Here is an 18,911-nt window from a genome sequence, read left to right on the forward strand (position 1 = left end):
CATTATTAATATTTTCTTAAGGTTGGGGGAGGGGAAGCGAATGGAGAGAGGCGGCAGTACGTACCGGGGTGGAAGTTTTCGGGGCTGGGGCGGGGGCTGTTTCCCATGGTCGGACGCAAAAATGGGGTATTTCTAACCGCAGCGGTTTTCCTGTTGCTGTCAGACGGCGCAGAACTCCTCACTGCGTTCGTCAGACAGCATCGTCTTGGGCTCGTATATTGCGGGGACGGGGTTGATTGAGAGTGTGAATGTGGCGGTGGCTTTGGAGAAGCCTTTGTTGATTAAGGGGGAACCGGGGACAGGGAAGACGGTGTTGGCGCAGGCGGTGGCTGAGGCTTTGGGGATGGATTTGATTGTCTGGAATATTAAGTCTACTACCAGGGCTCAGGATGGGCTTTATAGCTATGATACGGTTAAAAGGTTGTATGACAGTCAGTTCGGGGAGGCCGGGGTCAGCGATATTTCAAGGTATATCCGGCTGGGTAAGCTGGGGGAGGCGTTTTCGCATGAAAATCAGGTGGTTTTGCTGATTGATGAGATCGATAAGGCTGATTTGGAGTTTCCTAATGATCTGCTTTGGGAGCTGGATCGGATGGAGTTTTATATTCCGGAAACCGGGGTGACCGTGAGGGCGAAGCATAGGCCGGTTGTTATTATTACTTCTAATGCGGAGAAGGAGCTGCCGGATGCTTTTTTGCGGCGGTGTATTTTTCATTATATTGATTTTCCGGACAGGGAGCTTCTTGAGGAAATCGTAAGGACGCATTTCCCTGAGGTGGAGGATAAGCTGCTGGGTGCGGCGGTTTCGGCGTTTGAGGAAATCCGTTCCATACGGAATCTGCGTAAAAAGCCCGGTACCTCGGAGCTGCTGGATTGGGTGAATGCACTGCAGATTGGCGGGATTTCCGGGGAAGTCCTTGAGAAAGAGCTGCCGTTTCCAGGGGTGTTGTTGAAAAAGGATGAGGATTTAGATGCTTTGAAAAAGAATCGTTTTCTGTAAGGAGCGGGGTTATGTTTGAGGCCTTTTTTGTGGTTTTGAAGGGGAAGGGAATCGCGGTTACTCCCGGGGAGTGGCTTTCTTTACAGGAGGCGCTTGATAAGGGGCTGTGCGGCTGCAGCCTTTCTGATTTTTATATGCTTTCCCGGATGCTTCTTGTAAAACGGGAGACGGATTATGACAGGTTTGACCTGGCTTTCGGGGAATTTTTCCAGGGAATTGAAAAGGGGACGGCGCTTTCTTCCCGGCTTCTGGAATGGCTGGACAAGCCTGAAATGAACGAGCTGCTTCAGGAAAAAAGAAGCGAGGGCGCGTTTTCTTTGGAACGCAGGGAGGAAAGCGCGGAGGAAACGGAGGCCCTTCTGGAAAAGAGGCTGAAGGAGCAGACCAGCGAGCACAATGGCGGAAGTTACTGGGTGGGAACTATGGGCCGTTCTTCTTTCGGAAATACCGGCGCCGACGTGGGCGGTATCCGGGTGGGTGGCAAATCGGGGCATCAGTCGGCTTTTGCCGTCATGGGCGAGCGTAAATATAAAGATTTCCGGGATGACAGGATCATTGACAATCGCCAGTTCCAGCAGGCGCTGCGGCGGCTGCGGCAGTATTCCTCGAGGCAGGATCTTCCCCGAACCGATCTGGATGTGGAGGGAACGATAGATAAAACCTGCCAGAATGGCGGTTTTCTTCAGGTTGTTATGGAAAAACCGCGTAAAAATGCAATAAAGCTGCTGCTTCTCATGGATTCCGGCGGTACGATGCTGCCTTATTCGCAGCTGATGAATGAGCTGTTTCAGGCGGTGAGCAGGTCCAATCATTTTAAGGAAACGCATTTTTACTATTTCCATAATTGTATATATGGGAAGGTTTACCAGTCCCCTGTTTGTGATTATGGCGACTGGATTGATACGGAATGGCTGTTTCGGAACCTGAAAAGCGATACCCGTGTGGTGATTGTGGGTGATGCCGCCATGGCTCCGGAGGAGCTTTATTCGCCTTCGGGCAACTACCGCGGTCCCAATGACGGGCTTCCCGGCATCGGCTGGCTGGAGCTTATGAAGGAGCATTTCCGGAAAAGCGTGTGGCTGAATCCTAAAATAGCGCAGGGGAACGCGCCCTGGAGGGAATCCGAAACTGCGGTTAAGGGGATATTTCCCATGTTTCCCATGACTGTAAAAGGATTGAAAGAGGCCATGAAGGAACTGATGCAGGGATAGCCTGCAATGCTGCAGCAGCCCGGGGAACCGAGCTGTTACAGTTGGTTCGCTTCATGGCCTTTTTTGTTACTTTCCTTCGGTCGGCACAGTAAATGGGCAGGCCTGACCGAGCGTTACTGATTTATTCCTTTATCCAATAACTGGAACAGTCGCTGGTGCGATCCAGGAAACCGTATTCAATCATAAGTCTGCGGATGTAAGGGAAATCGTCGTTAATTCTTTTCAGAATGCGGTTTACTTCTGTTTCCGTGTATTTTGTACCCGGTTTGAAATTTTCTGCTATTTTACGAAGTATCACTACTTTCCGCTTCTCTCTGGCCGGGATTTCCTTTAAATGTCCGTTTTCATCAAAAAAAGTCCCCAGAATCTGCGTTCTTTCTTCCTCAGTAATCACGTACCTGTCATCCACCATGGAGGCGGTCCGGTGCGGTTCGCAAAGCTTCTCACCAGGATCGTTTTCTTCTGTGGGCACGGATTCTTTCATGAGCTCCATTATCGCAAGGAATACTCTGGCCTGCCGTTCCTTTTCCCGCAGCTTGAAGCGGTGGTTCCTCACCGTTGACTGGGCAATCTGCTGTCTGGCGGCTATCTCCTTATCGCTTAAGCCCTCTGCCATCGCTGCCAGGATGGCGCTTTGTATTTCTGAAACGCCTGCAAGGCCGGAATTTAAGAGGAAATGGAGCATGGAGCCATGTTCTTTTTCAAGATGCAGCTTCATTCTTTTTCCCGCATCGAAATATCTTCCCTCAAAAGGAAAAATTTCTCCCTTCTCGTAGGTTTCACCGCAAATGAGACATTTTATTTCTTTATCGTTTTCCCGGCAGCCTTTTTTTAGTTCTTCCGTATCGGCGCTGAAAAAAAGCTCGTTTCTGCTTTCCATGTTATCACAGGCCATATTCTTCTTCCTCCTTTGGTGATACTATATTTTGCTTGTGTCCCAGCTGGTTGTTCCGGCATTCTGTAAACTGCGGGGCTTTATACATATACTGCATATACCGCGTGAATCAACATAAATTTTTTCGTCCTTTCACTGGCATTTCTGCACTGTCATTTATCCCGGCCTACTACTAACCTGCTATTAATTATTATGATTGCCCATGCATCAATTGTACCATCATAAATCAATTATGTCTATGCATAAATAGACATTTATTATATTTGTTTGTATTAGTTTTCAATCATAGTATACTGAAACTGTTCAGCACCTTCACAGTTACTGCCAAAATCCATCCCAAGCCGCCTTCAGCGATAGATTCTGACATTCCTGAGTCACTTTCTTACAACCAGCCCTTCATGCTGGCCTATACAGCGGAAATCAAAAATCTGATTACCTGGCATGAGCCTCCTCTCCTAAACCTGCAAAAAACTACAAGGGCCGCAAAATCAACATTTCAGATGATTTTGCGGCCCCTGCCTGTAATATTCTAATACTGTGCGGCATTACAATTCTCTTGTGCTGCCGATTTCAAGTAGATTGCCCTCCGGGTCGGCAACATAAAAGTTGCGAATACCAAAAGGATAGGTGATAGGTTCTCCTGTCGGAAACTGTACATTCAACTTTGACAGCCGCTCATATTCCGCATCCACATCAGCAAAACATGGTAACCAAAGGGCGATTTCAAATGTCTGATTGATTCCCTTAGGCGGGATATAGTTCTCCCCGATTGCCTTAACAAATTCCTTCCTGCTGTACAGCCAAAAGGTTAATTCGCCTCCAGCTGTTTCAAATTCAGCAAAATTCCCTCCATCCCACTGCGTTTGAAAGCCCAGCGTATCCCTGTAAAATCGAACCATAATATCCATGTCGCCAGCGAGTATACACGACCCTATCCTAACATGACTTCCATTCACTGACATGCTCCCCTTCCTTATTGTGCGTATTATCCGCCAACGCATTCTGTGCCGCTGACAGCGAACTAACCTGTGTATTTTCCTCCGGGGTATTCTCCACGGTATTCTGTTCTGTGTCCTCTGTATTCTGCACAATATCCTCTACAATGTTCTGCACAGTTTTTTGTACAGCGCCTCCCACAATGTTCTGGACTATTTTCTGTGCGGCATCTCCCACGAATTTATGCACGGCTTTCTGCGGTGTATCCTGCACAGCATCCTGGGCCGTATTCTGCAGCGTATCCTGCACGGCATCCCGGGCCTCCTGCATTTCCGTTTCCGTTCCCTTTTCCGTTCCCTTTTCCTTTTCCACTTCCGCATTCGGATCGATCAGCCTGCCTGTGCAAACCGGCTGCACGGTTCGTTCCACCAGAATATGAAAAACATCTATTCCGCCGCTTTCTTTTATGGTATTCAGCAGGAAGCCCATTTTCCCGCCGATATCCGTCAGAGAGTCCAGGCCTTCCATAATCACTTCTTTTCCTGGTGTCTCATCCCAGTGGGCCTCCAGCGTATCCCCATCAAAATACAGCTTTACCTTCCGTCTGCAGGCTTCCTCCAGGAATGCAAAATCTATTTTCAGCACCATCCTGCCGTCCTCATCCGTGGAAAATTCCCCCTTGACGCCAAGGCGGTAAATGTCCCCATGGAAGGATACGTTGGCGGCCGCCGCCTTCACAAAGCCGATTTCCAGCGAAATTTCCTCTTCGCCCTCAAACAGGTGGATAAACAGCCTGTTCCCTGCGGCGGTAAAACCGATTTTCCCAATTCCGTCGGTAAAATTATTATGAAACACCTGCATCATCAACGGCATAAGGCCCACATGCTTTTCTTCCATTTCATAGGTTTTGCCGTCCAGATAATGGATTCTGTTCTGCCGCAGCGTGCTACGGATGTAAACGGCCTTCCGCTTTTCCCAGCCGCCCTTTTCAATGACCGGAAGGCCGGTCCGCCTCCCCTCCATTTCTTCAATTACATGCTGCAGCATGATCTGGCTGCGCAGATCGTCAGGAAGCCGGGAAGGCGGATTATAGTCACCTTCAAAATATTTTTTGACAATGCCCAGCAGCACGCAGTTCTGGAACAGCTCCTTGCTTCCCGCATTGGTCACTACCACCATGTTCAGATCCCGGTAAGCGAGCACATCCTGCCCCAGCATGCCGTTATAGTTAAAAGAGCCTTCCCTGCCGCCCATCCACATCTGATAGCCATAACCGTGGCTGCTCATTTCCGAAGGCGTTTCCATATGCAGGGTGCTGGAGGTCCTTACCCATTCCTCCGGGACGAGCTGCTCACCCTTCCAGTTTCCGTTCTGCAGGTACAGCATTCCCAGCTTGGCGGCATCCTCCGGGCAGATAAAAAGCCCCCAGCCGCCCTTGGTAATCCCCTTGGGACAGGTTTCCCAGAAAATCCTGCGTATGCCCATCGGTTCCCATAATCTGGGCCGCAGGTACTCCATCAGGCTTTCCCCGGTAATTTCCGTAATCATTGCGGAAAGCATATAAGTGTTCATGCTGTTATATTCAAAATCGCGTCCCGGCACGCCTGCCAGTCCTGATTCCAGATAGCCTCTCACCCAGTCGTTCCCGGACACGATTCCCGTTTCATTAAAGCTGACGCAGCTGGTCATGTCCAGCAGGTTTTCCACGGTGACATCCTTCAGCCGGAAAATATTGAACAGATTTTTCCTGGTATGGAATACATCAATCACCTTATCGCCAAGCTTCAGCTTTCCCTCCGCAATCAGCATGCCAATGGCCATGCCTGTAATGCTTTTGCACATGGAATAGCTTGCATGCCACATCCCCGCAGGATAAGGGGCAAATCCGCATTCACAGATGACTTTCCCATTGCGCACCAGCATAATCTGGTGAATATCAATGCTCTCATGAAGCGCCAGTTCCTTTAAAAAGGCCGCAATACGGGCGGAGGATATCCCCTGCGTTTCGGGAATCGCCCTTTCCAGGGGCTGTTCCGCTTCTTCCCGCCCCGGAAAGCCCTCTCCAAAGGGAAATGCTGGCTTCTGCGGGAAAAAATCCACCTTTCCCACATTCCCGGTTTTCCTCGCTATCATGTTCCAAATCAGTTCCGCTACTGCCAATTCCGTTTTTGCCATATGCGATACTCCTCTTAATTCAACACAACAAACATCCCCAGATTTCCTCTTCTGCCATTGCTGGCCCTGTGGGAAAAAAGATAGGTTGGATTGCAGCAGGTACAGACATCCGTCACACTGATATGCTCCGGGCTGATTCCCGCAGACAGGCAGATCGCCTCATTGGCCTTCCACAAATCCAGCTGATATTTTTCATTTCCCTTTTCTTCAAGAATTTCCCTGATGCCCACTCCCGTTTTCCGCATAATATCTTCTGCAAAAAGCGCCTGAAAGACCTCAGCCACATCTTTGCTGACCTCGTAGCAGTCCCGGCAGATAGACGGGCCAATCCCTGCCAGTATGTCCTCCGGACGGCTTCCGAAGGCCTCCTGCATGGCCTCCACCGTTTTCCTTCCCATACAGCCGGCAGTTCCCTTCCAGCCCGAATGGGAAAGCCCCACCGCCTTCTTTACCGGATCCACAAACAAGAGGGGAACGCAATCCGCATAAAAGGTGGAAAGCACAATCCCCGGCTCATCCGTTATCATGCCGTCCACATCCGCATAATCCCTGGGACGCAGAATTCCTTTTCCCCTGTCCGCTCCGGTTACATGGCGGATATTGGTGGTATGCGTCTGATCGGAAAAAACAAAATCTTCCATACCACAGCCCAGCGCCTCCGCGATCCTGCGGTAATTTTCATCCACACTTTCCTTCCTGTCCCCTCTGGAATAGCTTACGTTCATGGACCACAGATCCCCTTCGCTCACGCCGCCCAGCCTTGTACTCATCAGATGCCTTACTACACCTGTTTTTTCTATTTCAGGAAAGAACAAAAACTCTGCGCCGCCTTTTACTGTCTGCGCCATCACCGGCACAGGCCTGTTCTTTCTCCTAATCGCCGTCACATTTTCCAAACCGGTCACCTTCCTTTCCGCCGCCGGCAGCGCTCCGGTTCATTACCGGATATTAAAGCCGCCTTTAATATGGCCTGATATAATCAAAAGCATTCTGATACCAGTTCACGCTCTCACCACATATTGCAACCACGTCAAACCGTACCGGAATGCTTTCTCCCAGCCTCTTATAATAGAGGTAATAATCCGCCACACGGCATATTTTCTTTTGTTTTCCAATTCCCACCGCCTCCGCCGGATAACCAGCGTCGCAAGTTCTTCTGTATTTCACTTCGAAAAAAACAAGATATTCTCCGTCCCAGCCGATCAGATCCACTTCTCCCTGACGGCATCGGAAATTCTTTTCCGCCAGCCGTATCCCTTTTTTCTGCAGATATACGCCGGCAGCCTCTTCATAGGATTCCCCGATTTTTCTTCTATTCATTGGAGCCTTCCATAAAATTTTTAATAAAGCTTCTTCTGTGAATCGGCGTGGGGCCAAGCTGCTTCAGCGCTTCAATATGGGCCGCCGCGCCGTAGCCCTTGTTGGCTGCAAAGCCGTACCCCGGAAAAACACTGTCATACTGCACCATCAGCCTGTCTCTCGTCACCTTGGCAATGATACTGGCAGCCGCGACGGACACGCTTTTGGCATCCCCTTTGATGATGGGCACCTGCCTGATATTCACGCCGGGAATCGTCACCGCATCATTCAACAGGATGTCCGGCTTTACGGCCAGCTTTCCTATCGCCTCACGCATGGCCTCATAGGTTGCCTGAAGAATATTGATTTCATCAATCCTCGCAGGCGAAGCATAACCGATTCCCGTGGCAACCGCCTCCCTCATAATAACCTCATAAAGCTCTTCCCGCTTCCTGGCACTCAGCTGTTTGGAATCATTCAGATACAATATCCCGCAATCCCGGGGCAGAATCACGGCGCCTGCCACAACCGGGCCTGCCAGCGGGCCTCTTCCCACTTCGTCGATACCGCAGACAAAGCCGGCGCTTTCATATTTTCTTTCATACTGCTGCAGCGCCCTGGTGCGTTCTTTTTCTTTTTCCAGGGCTTCCAGCCGCTTCTTTGCCCTGGCAATTTCCGCCTGGACACCGCTTCTTTCATCCGCGCTATAGGCTTCCATCAGCCGCGGAAGGTCTTCCAGGGAGCAGCTGTTAAACTGATCCTTTATCTCCTGTATTTTCATCGTCAGTCACCTTTTTTACGGCCTGCGCCTATTGATGCTTCAGCACGCCGAACTTGTTTAACGGCCATATCCTCACCCAGGCCTTGCCGATAATGTTGCTGCGCCGGATGTTCCCCACGCTTGGATCCCGGCTGTCCGAGCTGTTGTTCCGGTTATCACCCATGACAAAATATTCATCATCCCCCAATGTAATGGGTTCCACCGCAAGTCCCGGGAAGTTGATCTTCTCTTTGCCGTAATCCTCTTCCAGTATCTCGCCGTTAATGTAAATGTTGCCCTCCAAATCAATCTGCACCGTTTCCCCGGGAAGGCCGATGACTCTCTTTACATAGTAAGTATTCTCTTTATATTGAAAGGGGAAAACGATGATATCAAAACGTTTCGGTTCTGAAAAACGGTAGGATATCTTATCCAGTATCAGCTGATCGTTATTGCTCAAGGTCGGCTCCATGGAGCTTCCGCTCACCGAGGTTCTCTGTCCCACAAAGGTTATCAGCAGATAGGTTCCAAGAAGAACCGCCAGAATATAAAGTATTGTACTGATAATTTCCTTTACCACATTTTTCATTTTATTGTGCTCCAATCATTTATTCTCGGGAATATTTGAAAATCACTTCTCAGACATTCCCTGTTCCGGGTCTTTCCAGAGAAATTCTTCCCAGTCTCCCGCTTCTGAAATCATCCGTTACAAGCTGGGCCGCCCTGCTTAAATCCGGCTCGCCGCCCTTTTTGTAGCATTTGCGCTTTTCGGCCGCCGCTTCCAGCACCTGGACCGGAGTTTCCCCTCCGGCAAGCGAATACCTCTCCTGAAGAAGGGATGGATACCATTCCTGAAGATAGGCAATCAGGTCTATGGCCAGTTCGTCCATAATGATGATTTCATCGTTCATGGAGCCTATAAATGCAAGTTTCATGCCAACGCTCTGGTCTTCAAACTTCGGCCAGAGAATTCCGGGTGTATCCAGAAGCTCCAGCCCCTTATTCAGCCTGATCCACTGCTTTCCTTTGGTTACGCCGGGCTTGTTGCCCGTTTTGGCACACGCCTTTCCGGCAAAGGAATTGATAAAGGTGGATTTCCCCACATTGGGGATTCCCGCTACCATGGCTCTCACCGGGCGGTTCAGGATTCCCCGCCTTCTGTCCCTCTCTATCTTCTCCTTACACACCTCCTGTACGGCTCCCTGAATGGCCTTCAGCCCCTGTCCGGTCTGCGCGTTGATTTCCAGGGCCTTGATCCCTTTTTCCTGAAACCAGGCCGTCCAGGCCCTGTTACATGCCGGATCCGCCAAATCCGATTTATTCAGAAGCACCAGCCTGGCCTTGTTCCGTCCCAGCTCATCAATATCCGGATTGCGGCTGCTCTGCGGTATTCTGGCATCCACCAGCTCAATAATCAGGTCTATCAGCTTAATATCTTCCTGCATGGCGCGCCTGGCTTTTGTCATATGCCCGGGATACCATTGATAATTCATATATACTTTCCCATACCTTTCCGATTTGGAAGCCAGGTGGCGGCCTCTCCAAATCCGTTCCTGAATTTTTCAAAAGTTATCATGCCTTCACGGTTACGGATTCTTTTAAAAATCCCGCTTTTCCGCCCGGCAGTCCGTCCTATTTCACAAGTCCCATATTGCTGCCTCCGCCCGCCGTCTTAAACCAGGCCTTTCCCACGATATCATCTCTGGAAACCGGGCCGATATTGCCGGAGCGGCTGTCTTCACTGCTGTTGCAGTTATCCCCCATAACAAAATATTCATCATTTCCCAGCTTGATCTCATGCTCCGCAATTCCTGCGTCCGCTATCAGGTCATAGGTGTCATCCTCCACCGCCTTTCCATTTACATAGAGGATTCCCTCCCTGATCTGTACGGTTTCACCCGGCCCGGCCACAACGCGCTTTACATAATAGTGGGTGTTCTGATTGCCGTTGGGAAGAAAAACCACCACGTCTCCGGCCCTGGGATTGGCAAGCTTGTAAGCAAACCTGTTTATCAGGATTTCCTGCCCGTTATAAAGCGCCGGTTCCATGGATACCCCGATCACACTGGTTCTGATTCCCACAAAATAAACGATGACAAAGGCAAGAAAAGCGGCAATTAAAATTCCTGCCACATAGCTCAATATCTCGTGGACAATGGTCGTGCTTATTTTTTTCCTTCTTCTGTAGAAGCTTAATCCTTTGGTTCTTCTCATTTGTTCTTCCTATATAGAATGCTGTAAAAAGCCGTTTTTACTCCGGTTGGCAGCTATATAATGCCTTCCCGGTTACGCCTGCTTTTTCCTATCATTTGCTAAACGACGCTTACATTCTATCACGAAAGGGGCGAACCTTGCAAGCATCTCCGTCTTGCCTGCCACAAAGGAAACGGTGTTAATGTTCAGGAAGCAGAACCGCTGCGTCAACAATATAAAAAGAGACAGCCACCACAGCGGCTGCCCCTCATACCGTATCCGATTATTTTACCAGTTCTTTAACTTTGGCCTTCTTACCTACCCTGTCTCTCAGGTAGTTCAGTTTGGCTCTTCTTACTTTACCTTTTCTTACCAGCTCAACCTTCTCTACATTGGGAGAGTGCAGCGGCCATGTCTTCTCAACGCCGATGCCGTTGGAGCTCTTTCTTACGGTAAAGGTAGCTCTGTTGCTGCCGCCCTGCTTTTTCAGGACAACACCTTCAAATACCTGGACTCTTTCACGGTTACCTTCTTTGATTTTACCATAAACTCTTACGGTATCACCAACGGAAAATTCCGGAACCTCCTGCTTCAGCTGTTCCTCTTCAATTGCCTTAATAATGTCGTTCATTGCTCTTCCTCCTGATTTCCTGGATGTTCTTAATACATTTACCTGTAACAGAGGACCATCTCATTATCGCAACGTTTATAATATACCATATCATTCCTGTAAACGCAAGTAAAAATTATGACATCCAGTAAACCTTTTCCCTGCCGATGCGCAGCTTCAGCTTTTCCTGGAGACGCACGGACGCCTCGTTGTCGGTAAATACCTGGCAGAAGGGGACCCAGCCGCGCTCCAGCATCCTGTTTATCAGATGTTTTTCCAGCGCCTCGCCGATTCCCCGCCTGCGGAATTCTTCCGCCACCTCTAACATTCCCATGCTTCCTTCCGCATGAATTCCAGCAAATCCGGCCAGCTTTCCTTCAAGAAAGACTCCATACATCATTCCAGCGCTGATCCTCTCCTCCAGATAAGCCCTGTCATGAACCGTATGGTACTGTCCGTAAACGCTTTCCAGCCAGGAAAGATCCAACGGCCTGATATCATACGCCGCAGCTTCTTCCCATGGCGTTTTCCTGGTATAAACCGCCTGTACGCAGGAATTGATCACGCTGCAGCCAAATCTTCTGCAAAGGCTGTCCTTAAGGAAATCCTGATGCGCCACATACAGGCCGTTTTTCAGGCCGCGCGGGATCAGGGAAATCAGCCTTTCCCCCATATCCTCATCCGCTGCGGACAGCATATAGGCCCCGCTGGGAATATCCCTGACAAGGACGCCGTCCTCTGCGCCGTAAAGCAGCTCGCCCTGTCCTCTGCGGATAACCTCAAGCATATCCATATGGGAGAGCTTCCTTTTCTGCAGATAGCCGAGAGCCCGGCCTTTTCCCGCATAAAGCTCATACAAATCAGGCCTGCGCTCCCTGGTCCGCGCTTCCGACTGCTCCAGCCGCCAGCGGTCCACTTTTGCATGGTCCCCGCAAAGAAGCACCTCAGGAACCTCTGCGCCCTGCCAGACCTCCGGTCTGGTATACTGGGGATATTCCAGAAGATTATCATGGAAGGATTCAAATTCCGCTGATTCTTCATTCTTAAGCACACCCGGGACCAGACGGGAAACGGCGTCAATCATAACCATGGCCGGCAGCTCTCCTCCTGTCAGCACATAGTCGCCGATGGACACATAATCCGTCACAACAGCCTGCAGAACCCGTTCATCAATCCCTTCATAATGGCCGCAAAGGAAGACAAGATCCTGCTCCTGCGCCAGTTCCTGCGCCATCTGCTGGTTAAATACCTTTCCCTGGGGCGTAACGTAAATCACACGGGGGGACTTTCCGCCGCGGGAAATTATTTTTTCTTCCACCGATTTAAATGCATCAAAAACGGGCTGGGCCTGCATCAGCATGCCGGCCCCTCCTCCATAGGGATAATCGTCCACTTTTTTATGCTTATTTTTGGTGAAATCCCGGATATTTACCGCTTCCAGGCCAATATGCCCGTTCTGTGCGGCACGCCCCAGAATGCTGGTATTCAGCCCGCCTGTAACCATCTCCGGGAAAAGCGTGAGTATATGAAAATTCATACCTGCTCCCATCCGCCGCCTGCATGCAGCCTGTTTTACTGTAAATCCAGAAGCCCTTCCAGAAGATGGACCCTCATTACGGCATTTTCCACATCCACATCCAGAATGCATTCCTTAATGGCCGGAATCAGAACAGTGCCTCCCTCATCCAGTACCACCTCATAAACATCATTCGCCCCTGTGGTTATAACATCCCGAAGCGTTCCCAAAGGGGAACCATCCTCGTTTACCACCTTCATATCGATAAGATCTGCAATAAAAAACTCGTCCTTTTTCAGCCGGACCGCATTGTCCCTGGTCACATACAGGCTGGCCTTCCGGTATTTTTCCACCTGTTCAATATCGTCCAACCCTTTGAATTTCAGTATTACAAACTGTTTGAAATATTTAACACTTTCGATTTCCAGATCCACGGACACTTTACCGTTATCCAGAATCACTTTCTTCAGCCTCCGGAACCGTCCCGGGTCATCCGTCGTAGGGTAAACCTTTACCTCACCCTTCAGGCCATGAGTTGCCGTAATGATTCCTACCTGCAGTTTCTGTTCCATTCTTTTCCTCCAAACGAACAGGATTTACGCTTCCGGCACAATAACCGTTCCTGCGCAAACCAGGTTTTGCTCAGCAAAAAGCTGCTTCCGTAAAGGGAGCAGCCTTTTCGTTTCAGATGATTTCTACATCCACATGTTTTTTATCTCCCAGTGCTGCCGCTTTCACAACCGCACGGATTGCTTTGGCGATACGGCCCTGCTTGCCGATTACCTTGCCCATGTCGGACGGTGCAACGTGAAGCTCAATCGTCGTTATTTTACCGCTTTCCTTTTCCGTAACGACTACTTCCTCCGGGTTGTCAACAAGTGCTTTTGCAATCACTTCAACCAGTTCTTTCATTACTTTTCCTCCATTCCGCCGCAGGCGTCAACCCGGGTACCGGTAAATGGCGCCGATACCCTCTTCTTTGCCAAGAGGTCTTATTTCTCAATTCCTGCTGCTTTGAAGATTTTGCTTACTACTTCAGTGGGCTGTGCACCATTGTTCAGCCATTTCTTTGCCAGTTCTTCATTTACCTTGAACTCACTGGGATTTTTGTTAGGATCATAGATTCCGATTTCCTCGATGAATCTTCCGTCTCTGGGAGATCTGGAATCTGCCACGATAATTCTGTAAAAAGGAGCCTTCTTCTGTCCCATTCTTCTTAATCTGATTTTTACTGCCATTTTTTCTTACCTCCAAGAATCTTTTGCTTTGTTTGCTTTAATTTATTAAAAAGGAAGTTTAAACTTACCCTTTTTGCCTCCGAAACCTCCCATCATGCCGGGAAGCTGCTTCATCATTTTCTGGCTCTGCTCAAACTGCTTGATGAAGCGGTTTACAATACTGATATCCACGCCCGCGCCTCTTGCAATCCTGTGTTTTCTGCTGGGATTTAAGAGCTTGGGGTTCCGGCGTTCGGCCGGTGTCATGGAAAGGACAATGGCCTCCATATGGGCCAGCTGCTTTTCATCCACCATGGATTCGATCTCCGCACTCTTGCCGCCGATGCCGGGCATCATGCTGAGAATGCTGGACAGGCCGCCCATGTTGCGCATCTGCTTCATGCTTTCCAGGTAATCCTCAAAATCGAATTTTCCCTTCTTCATGCGCGACGCCATTTCTTTTTCCTTATCGGCGTCGATATTCATGTTGGCCTGAGCCCTATCTATTAAGGAAAGGACATCGCCCATGCCAAGGATCCGGCCGGCCATTCTGTCCGGATAAAACTGCTCCAAATCGGAAAGCTTCTCACCCATACCCACATAAAGGATGGGCTTTCCGGTCACCGCCTTGATGGAAAGCGCCGCGCCGCCACGGGTATCGCCATCCATTTTGGAAAGGATTACGCCGTCCACGCCTACCTTCTCATCAAACTCCTTCGCCACGTTCACGGCATCCTGTCCGGTCATGGCATCCACCACCAGAAGCGTCTGGTGCACGGTGATGTTTTCTTTGATCTCCTGAAGCTCCTGCATCATCTCTTCATCAATGTGAAGACGGCCCGCCGTATCGATGATGACTACATTATTTCCATTTTTCTGTGCATGCTCCATGCCAGCCTTTGCAATGTCCAGGGGCTTGTTTTTGGTTCCCATGGAAAAAGCATCCACATTCTGCTTCTTAGCGTTGATTTCCAGCTGCTCAATCGCGGCTGGCCTGTAAATATCACAGGCAACCAGCAGCGGTTTCTTTCCCTTCAGCTTGAACTTGCCGGCCAGCTTTGCCGCGGTCGTCGTCTTGCCGGCGCCCTGAAGGCCGCACATCATGATGACGGTAGTTGACTTGCCGGGCTGCATGGCGATTTCCGTAGTTTCCGAACCCATCAGGGCGGTCATTTCCTCATTTACGATTTTGATGACCATCTGACCTGGGTTCAGGCCGTTCATAACATCGGCGCCGATGGCGCGTGCCTCCACGGATTTCACAAACTGCTTAACCACGCGGAAATTAACGTCCGCTTCCAGCAGCGCCATCTTGACCTCCTTCAAGGCTGTTTTCACATCCTCTTCCGTCAGACGGCCTTTTCCTCTCAGGTTCTTGAATACATTCTGAAGTTTATCTGTTAAGCTTTCAAATGCCATAAACACTGTTTCCTTTGCTGATGTGTAACTGTCTGGTTACATCACAGTCACAGAATAAATTACATTTCTGCCAGAATCTCATCCGCCAGCTTCCTGATCTTTTCATCCGGCGTCAGCTGTTTGATCTCTTCCAGCTTTTCTGTGATAATCCTGAACTTTTCCATCAGGTGCAGCCTGCTTTCGTAATCCTCCAGCGTCTTGTCGCACCTCTTTATCAAATCGTGAACACCCTGTCTGCTGATTCCCGCTTCCTGGGCAATCTCGCTTAAGGACATGTCATTCATTACCGCATCTTCATATATCCGGCGCTGGTGCTCATTGAGCAGCTCGCCGTAAAAATCATATAACAGACCCTGTTCCACTATCTTTTCCATTGCCTTATCACCCTGTGCCTGTTATCTGCTGCCCGGCTCTCTCCGGAAGCTGTGAAGGTTCTCATCAGCTGCTGCGCCCGGATAACCGCAGTTGTAATCTTACTATAAAAGGAAGAAGGTGTCAAGTATTTTTTCTTGACACCTTCTTTTTTTCCTTAACATCTTCTTTTCCCTGAATATCTGCATTTTTCTGCAGTACCAATCCCGCCAGCTGTCAGTCAGCCAGGCAGCGCCATCCGCCTCATTATCCTGTCCCCGTTTTCACGAAGCCATTTTTTCCGAAGCTTATAATCCGGCAGCACTCTTTCCACTTCCTTCCAGAACCGTTCCGAATGGTTCATTTCCAGGCGGTGGCAAAGCTCGTGGACCACTACGTAATCAATCACTTCCGGCGGCATAAGCATGAGAAGACAGTTAAAATTCAGGTTTCCCTTGCTGCTGCAGCTTCCCCAACGGGACTTCTGGTTGCGTATCGTTATCCTTCCATAGCTTACTTTTACCAAAGGCGCATAATAAGCGGTTCTCTGCGGAATATACTTAAGCGCCTCCCCGGCAAGCTTTCTGATTTCTTCTGTTGTGAGGCGTTCCTCAGGCTGCAGTGCTTCGTTCCTCTGTCTTTCCTTTATCTGCTTTATATGTTTTGTGATCCAGGAAGATTTTTCTTCCACAAATCTGCGGATTTCCGAATCAGGCATCCTGTATGGCGCGCGGACCGTAATATCGAGCTTCTCATCTATCTGCAGACAGACCGTTCTGCGGCCGCTTCTGACTACCCTTATTTTCAATTCTTCCTGTTCCGCTGCTGCTTTTTCATATCCTCTCTGTAAACAATAATCCATTTTCTTCTTTAACATCCTTTAAATTTTCTCGCTGAAAATATTCTTATACCCTTCCCCGTAAATCTCCGTGGCGCTGGAAACAATCATGAAAGCGAGAGGATCCTCCTCCTTCACGATCTCCTCCGCTTTGGGGGACATGGTATTGCGCATAACGCACATAATCACCTTTTTGGGACTGTTGCTGTAGGCGCCCTTACCTTCCAGATAGGTTACGCCGATATCCAGCTCCTCCAGAATCCTTGCGGTGATTTTTTCCGAACTGTCACTGATAATATAGATAAGCTTCGCTTCATCCCTGCCATAAAGTACCGCGTCAAACATAATGCTGCACACCACAACGGCCAGGATAGCATACATAATGGTATCAAAATCCCCGAATACCAAGAGGGAGGCGGATACAATCAGGATATCCGTCAGGAAGAACAGCCTTCCTGTTTTAAGATGTTTATACTTAAGCCGAAGGAATTTAACAATAATATCCGTCCCTCCTGTAGTCGCTCCGGCTTTGAAAACGATCCCCAGCCCGATGGCCATGAGAATCCCCCCTGCCAGGGCGGCCAGCAGCGGCTGTGAGGTGAGCGCCCCGAACCGGGCAAAAAAATTGGTAAACACGGCACACGTCAAAGTAGCGTAAATGGTGGAAATGATAAACCTTAAGCCGAACTTCCACAATCCCGCTATCAGTATCGGGATATTTATCAGCAGCATGCCGGTACCGGTAGGAAGTCCGGACAGACGGTTTATGATCACCGCAATACCTGTGACGCCTCCGGGCGCCAGGTTGTTGGGATCCAGAAACAGACTGATGCTCACGCCATAAATACAGGCCGCCGCCGTAATCATGACGTAATCATAAATCCGCCTTTTCACCGATTTCTTTTCCACAAACTTTTCTGTCATAAAAAACCTCCCTTTCCATAATCCCACAGTCAGCACCCCGCCGCAGGCAACGGGCATCAACTCTAAAACGCCGTGCCTGCCACGGTAAATCCCTATTAAAAAACCGCATAATTAACTTACGCGGTTTAATCAGCATCTAAAAGCCTACGGCTGCTTTCGACACATCTTTCATATCAACATTCTCTCCAGAGCCGGCGGAAGCCAAACCTCCGCCGGCAGGCGCAGTAAACCTGGTTTACTGCGATATATTTCCCGCAGCAGTCACCGGATGGATTTATCCCCGGCCTGCTTCCTTCGGAAATGAACCGCCATTGTCCATTTTCTGCAATATGGCGCTTAAATATTCGTTCTGACCAGTTTCGGCTGATAACCTTCTCTCTCCAAAGCGGCCAGAATCTGATTTTTATGATCCGTCCCAAAGGCTTCCAGAGTAATGCGCAGCTCCACAGCCGCGCTGCGGTTGATGGATACAAACTGGTTATGCTCCAGCTTGATAACATTTCCGTTTTCCTCTGCAATCACAGCCGCCACGCGGGAAAGCTCGCCCGGCTTATCAGGAAGCAGAACGGAAACGGTAAAAATACGATCCCTGAAAATCAGTCCGTGCTGCACCACGGAGGACATGGTAATTACATCCATGTTGCCGCCGCTTAAAATGGAAACCACTTTTTTATTCTTTACGTTCAGGTGCTTGAGCGCCGCAACGGTAAGCAATCCGGAATTTTCCACCACCATCTTGTGGTTTTCCACCATATCAAGGAATGCTGTCACCAGTTCCTCGTCGCCCACGGTTATGATTTCATCAATATTCTGCTGTATGTAAGGGAAAATGATGCTTCCGGGCGTTTTTACGGCCGTACCGTCGGCAATGGTATTGACCTTGTCAAGCGTCACTACTTTTCCCTGCTCCAGGGACGCCTGCATACAGTTGGCCCCTGCAGGTTCCACGCCAACCACATGAATCTTGGGGTTGAGAAGCTTTGCCAGCGTGGAAACGCCTGTGGCAAGTCCGCCGCCGCCGATGGGCACGAGAATATAGTCAACCAGGGGCAGCTCCTTGAAAATTTCCATCATTATGGTTCCCTGGCCGGTGGCAACTACCGGATCATCAAAGGGATGGATAAAGGTATATCCGTATTCCTCCGCCAGTTCGTAGGCCTTTGCGCAGGCTTCATCATATACGTCTCCGTAAAGAACAACCTCCGCGCCATAGCCCTTGGTGCGGTTTACCTTCATCAAAGGAGTCGTGGTCGGCATTACAATCACCGCCTTGCAGCCATAGGCCTTCGCCGCATAGGCCACTCCCTGCGCATGATTGCCGGCGGAGGCTGTAATCAGTCCTTTGCTTCGTTCCTCCTCCGTCAGGGTGCTTATTTTATAATAAGCGCCGCGAAGCTTGTACGCGCCGGTCAGCTGCATGTTCTCCGGCTTAAAATAGACCTTGTTTCCCGACTGGTTGCTGAAATATTCACTGAATACCAGCTTAGTCTCCTGTGTTACTTTTTTTACCACCTCGGAAGCCTCTTCAAACTTCTCCAGGGTGAGCATTTTGTTTTCTTCCATGTTT

21 protein-coding genes and 1 pseudogene are annotated in these 18,911 nt (G+C 49.6%); 2 read left to right on the forward strand and 20 right to left on the reverse strand.

Annotated features, from left to right (window positions below):
- Nucleotides 1-232: 232 nt before the first annotated feature.
- Nucleotides 233-1,000: an AAA family ATPase gene (locus FYJ45_RS13380; protein WP_235930793.1), complete on the forward strand. Its 768-nt coding sequence runs from the start codon at nucleotides 233-235 to the stop codon at nucleotides 998-1,000.
- An 11-nt stretch (nucleotides 1,001-1,011) separates the two neighbouring features.
- Nucleotides 1,012-2,211: a VWA domain-containing protein gene (locus FYJ45_RS13385; protein WP_154464995.1), complete on the forward strand. Its 1,200-nt coding sequence runs from the start codon at nucleotides 1,012-1,014 to the stop codon at nucleotides 2,209-2,211.
- A 121-nt stretch (nucleotides 2,212-2,332) separates the two neighbouring features.
- On the opposite strand, the gene FYJ45_RS13390 is transcribed toward FYJ45_RS13385, so the two are convergent.
- The 20 genes and pseudogenes from FYJ45_RS13390 to ilvA form a co-directional block, all read right to left on the reverse strand.
- Complete coding sequence (locus FYJ45_RS13390; protein ID WP_235930794.1) at nucleotides 2,333-3,106, reverse strand: DUF2087 domain-containing protein; 774 nt, start codon at nucleotides 3,104-3,106, stop codon at nucleotides 2,333-2,335.
- Between the two features lie 545 nt (nucleotides 3,107-3,651).
- Nucleotides 3,652-4,062, reverse strand: coding sequence for a VOC family protein (locus tag FYJ45_RS13395; RefSeq protein WP_276891738.1), 411 nt, complete (start codon nucleotides 4,060-4,062; stop codon nucleotides 3,652-3,654).
- Nucleotides 4,043-6,217, reverse strand: coding sequence for a serine hydrolase domain-containing protein (locus FYJ45_RS13400; RefSeq protein WP_154464999.1), 2,175 nt, complete (start codon nucleotides 6,215-6,217; stop codon nucleotides 4,043-4,045). Before FYJ45_RS13400 ends, FYJ45_RS13395 begins: the two co-directional genes overlap by 20 nt.
- Nucleotides 6,218-6,231: 14 nt before the next feature.
- Nucleotides 6,232-7,113 (reverse strand): peptidoglycan editing factor PgeF, encoded by an 882-nt coding sequence (pgeF, locus tag FYJ45_RS13405; protein WP_235930795.1) that lies wholly within the window; start codon nucleotides 7,111-7,113, stop codon nucleotides 6,232-6,234.
- 64 nt (nucleotides 7,114-7,177) lie between these two features.
- Entirely contained in the window at nucleotides 7,178-7,537 is a 360-nt protein-coding gene (locus FYJ45_RS13410; protein ID WP_021637257.1) for a YraN family protein, read from the reverse strand.
- Nucleotides 7,530-8,297, reverse strand: coding sequence for a ribonuclease HII (locus tag FYJ45_RS13415; protein ID WP_154465001.1), 768 nt, complete (start codon nucleotides 8,295-8,297; stop codon nucleotides 7,530-7,532). Before FYJ45_RS13415 ends, FYJ45_RS13410 begins: the two co-directional genes overlap by 8 nt.
- A 28-nt stretch (nucleotides 8,298-8,325) precedes the next feature.
- Complete coding sequence (gene lepB, locus FYJ45_RS13420) at nucleotides 8,326-8,865, reverse strand: signal peptidase I (protein WP_021637255.1); 540 nt, start codon at nucleotides 8,863-8,865, stop codon at nucleotides 8,326-8,328.
- A gap of 49 nt (nucleotides 8,866-8,914) precedes the next feature.
- The gene (ylqF, locus tag FYJ45_RS13425; protein ID WP_154465003.1) at nucleotides 8,915-9,769 is read right to left on the reverse strand and encodes a ribosome biogenesis GTPase YlqF; all 855 of its coding nucleotides are present in this window, start codon (nucleotides 9,767-9,769) and stop codon (nucleotides 8,915-8,917) included.
- A 139-nt stretch (nucleotides 9,770-9,908) separates the two neighbouring features.
- A complete protein-coding gene (gene lepB, locus FYJ45_RS13430) occupies nucleotides 9,909-10,490 on the reverse strand; it encodes a signal peptidase I (RefSeq protein ID WP_154465005.1) in 582 nt (193 codons plus the stop codon).
- A 262-nt stretch (nucleotides 10,491-10,752) separates the two neighbouring features.
- On the reverse strand, nucleotides 10,753-11,100 hold the full coding sequence (rplS, locus tag FYJ45_RS13435; RefSeq protein ID WP_021637252.1) for a 50S ribosomal protein L19: 348 nt from the start codon (nucleotides 11,098-11,100) through the stop codon (nucleotides 10,753-10,755).
- Between the two features lie 115 nt (nucleotides 11,101-11,215).
- Nucleotides 11,216-11,872, reverse strand: coding sequence for a GNAT family N-acetyltransferase (locus FYJ45_RS33410; protein WP_321170235.1), 657 nt, complete (start codon nucleotides 11,870-11,872; stop codon nucleotides 11,216-11,218).
- 57 nt (nucleotides 11,873-11,929) lie between these two features.
- A pseudogene (gene trmD / locus FYJ45_RS33415) lies at nucleotides 11,930-12,616 on the reverse strand (tRNA (guanosine(37)-N1)-methyltransferase TrmD); the annotation flags it as partial.
- A gap of 35 nt (nucleotides 12,617-12,651) precedes the next feature.
- On the reverse strand, nucleotides 12,652-13,167 hold the full coding sequence (gene rimM / locus FYJ45_RS13445) for a ribosome maturation factor RimM (protein WP_154465009.1): 516 nt from the start codon (nucleotides 13,165-13,167) through the stop codon (nucleotides 12,652-12,654).
- 112 nt (nucleotides 13,168-13,279) lie between these two features.
- Nucleotides 13,280-13,507, reverse strand: coding sequence for a KH domain-containing protein (locus FYJ45_RS13450; protein ID WP_021637248.1), 228 nt, complete (start codon nucleotides 13,505-13,507; stop codon nucleotides 13,280-13,282).
- Nucleotides 13,508-13,587: 80 nt separating this feature from the next.
- Complete coding sequence (rpsP, locus tag FYJ45_RS13455; RefSeq protein WP_021637247.1) at nucleotides 13,588-13,833, reverse strand: 30S ribosomal protein S16; 246 nt, start codon at nucleotides 13,831-13,833, stop codon at nucleotides 13,588-13,590.
- Nucleotides 13,834-13,878: 45 nt separating this feature from the next.
- Nucleotides 13,879-15,231, reverse strand: a complete 1,353-nt coding sequence (gene ffh / locus FYJ45_RS13460) for a signal recognition particle protein (protein ID WP_154465011.1) — start codon at nucleotides 15,229-15,231, stop codon at nucleotides 13,879-13,881.
- A gap of 59 nt (nucleotides 15,232-15,290) precedes the next feature.
- Nucleotides 15,291-15,605 (reverse strand): YlxM family DNA-binding protein, encoded by a 315-nt coding sequence (gene ylxM, locus FYJ45_RS13465; RefSeq protein ID WP_021637245.1) that lies wholly within the window; start codon nucleotides 15,603-15,605, stop codon nucleotides 15,291-15,293.
- A 218-nt stretch (nucleotides 15,606-15,823) separates the two neighbouring features.
- Nucleotides 15,824-16,444, reverse strand: coding sequence for a M48 family metallopeptidase (locus tag FYJ45_RS13470; RefSeq protein WP_154465013.1), 621 nt, complete (start codon nucleotides 16,442-16,444; stop codon nucleotides 15,824-15,826).
- Nucleotides 16,445-16,462: 18 nt separating this feature from the next.
- Nucleotides 16,463-17,344, reverse strand: a complete 882-nt coding sequence (locus tag FYJ45_RS13475) for a YitT family protein (RefSeq protein ID WP_154465015.1) — start codon at nucleotides 17,342-17,344, stop codon at nucleotides 16,463-16,465.
- Between the two features lie 336 nt (nucleotides 17,345-17,680).
- Nucleotides 17,681-18,892, reverse strand: a complete 1,212-nt coding sequence (gene ilvA / locus FYJ45_RS13480; protein ID WP_154465058.1) for a threonine ammonia-lyase — start codon at nucleotides 18,890-18,892, stop codon at nucleotides 17,681-17,683.
- Between the last annotated feature and the right edge of the window lie 19 nt (nucleotides 18,893-18,911).

This window comes from Eisenbergiella porci (assembly GCF_009696275.1).
Lineage (GTDB): Bacteria > Bacillota > Clostridia > Lachnospirales > Lachnospiraceae > Eisenbergiella > Eisenbergiella porci.